Here is a 2145-nt window from a genome sequence, read left to right on the forward strand (position 1 = left end):
CTTTGGGCAATAAGTAAAATAGTACTTCCTGTAATCTCATTGTTTAAAGCTCTGCGCAATGCTGCGTCTGTCTTAAAGTCAAGAGCTGAGAAACTATCATCGAATATGAAGATTTCCGATTTTTTCGTAAGAGCACGCGCAATAGAAAGTCTTTGTTTTTGACCACCGGAAACGTTCGTACCACCTTGTGATATTTCTGTGCGGAAGCTTTCAGGTTTCGCGTTAATAAACTCCATAGCTTGCGCGATTTCCGCCGCTTTTTCGAGTTCTTCTTCAGTTGCTTCTTTTTTACCATATTTCAAATTACTCTCGATTGTACCTGAGAAGAGAACTCCTTTTTGCGGTACATAACCAATTTTCTCTCTTAATTCCTTCTGAGATACTTCTCTAATATCCGTGCCATCTATTAATATTTGGCCGCTTGTGACATCGTAAAAGCGTGGAATTAAGTTGATTAATGTTGATTTACCACTACCTGTACTTCCGATGAAAGCTGTCGTTTCACCAGGTTTTGCAGTAAAGGTGATATTGGAAAGCACATCTTCTTCTGCACCTGGGTATCTAAAGCCAACATTTTTAAATTCAACGTAACCTTTCTTGTCTGAAGCAAATGTTTTCGGCTCTTTTACATCACTAATGGTAATGTCAGTATCTAAAACTTCTGCGATACGTTGTGCGGAAACTGAAGCACGTGGAACCATAATAGATACCATTGAAATCATTAAGAAGGCCATGATGATTTGCATTGTATATTGCATAAATGCCATCAAATCACCAACTTGCATATGTCCCATATCCACTTGGTGTGATCCAACCCAAATAATAAGTACAGTAACGGCATTCATGATAAACATCATCATTGGCATCATAAATGACATTAAACGGCTTACAAATAAATTTGTTTTTGTTAAATCTTGATTTCCTTTTTCAAATTTCTTTTCTTCATGTTTTTGAGTATTAAAAGCACGAATAACGAGCATACCGGTTAAAGATTCACGAGTGATTAAGTTAATTTTATCTACTAACTTTTGGATACGCTTAAACTTAGGAATCGCGATGCTAAATAAACCAATGACTAGGCTTAAAATCGCAATTACCGCAACTGCGATAATCCATCCCATTGAAAGGTCTGTAGTAAGTACTTTAATAATGCCGCCGATACCTAAAATTGGTGCATAGAATACAATGCGAAGCATCATAACCATAAGGGTTTGAACTTGTTGGACATCATTTGTACTTCTTGTGATTAGAGATGCAGTGGAAAACTTATCAAACTCCGCATTCGAGAAGTTTGTAACTTTCCGGAATACTTTCTTTCTAAGGTCTCTGCCGAGTCCTGCAGCTACTTTTGCAGCAAGTAAACTCACGATAACGGTAGCTGCCATACTTACTAAGGATAAAAGTAGCATTTTCCCGCCGGAAGTAAGGATGAAATTGGATTGAAGCTTATCTATATTGATACCGATCTTTTTATACTCATTCTCAATGAATGAAACGGCTGATTGCGTTACCATGCTGCCTGGCATATTCTTAAACTTTTCATCTGCCTTTTCTTTCATTGCATTGATTTGATCTTGAGGAAGTTTCGCAATGATTGCAAAAGGATCTGAATTTGGCGGAAGTTTCGCTGGTGTGTTGTTGTCACCTGTCGCAGCAGGAGAGCCACCTTTTTCAATTCCTTGTGTAATTAACATTGGTTTCCCAAAGATATCGTTAAGTTCGTTAATTATTTTTTTATCTTCTGTATGTAACTTATAAAGTGGCTCTTTATCAAGCTGCGGATAATCTTTTAAGTCATTTTTTAGTTCACTTTGAGAGAGGTTGTTCTTATCTAAAAWCACATAGTTGTCAGCAACTTTTTTCTTCTCATTTTCATTCATAAAGAGCGTAAGTTTATCCATTTCACTTTTACGAATAACCTCAGGTACTGCATTTTCTACACCTTTTTGTTGAATYCCTACATTGACAATGTTAGACATGTAGTCTGGCAGTGATAGATCGCATACTGCCTGTACAGTTAAAAGACATACAACTGCAATGATGGAAGCAATAAATGGTTTTAAATGCTTCATGATCTTTAACATTTAGTTCATCTCTCCATTTTCTTTGTCTAATTTTTTTAGTTTTTACTCCGCTTCTCTCCTT

1 protein-coding gene is annotated in these 2145 nt (G+C 36.6%); it reads right to left on the bottom strand.

Features of this window, described 5'->3' with window-relative positions; translation table 11 throughout:
• The coding region (locus tag AC1DJR_RS27595) for an ABC transporter ATP-binding protein (RefSeq protein WP_477004001.1) at nucleotides 1-2084 on the bottom strand (2084 nt) is incomplete at its 3' end.
• Nucleotides 2085-2145: the final 61 nt, after the last annotated feature.

It is taken from the genome of Bacillus sp. 05T31 (genome assembly GCF_056396725.1).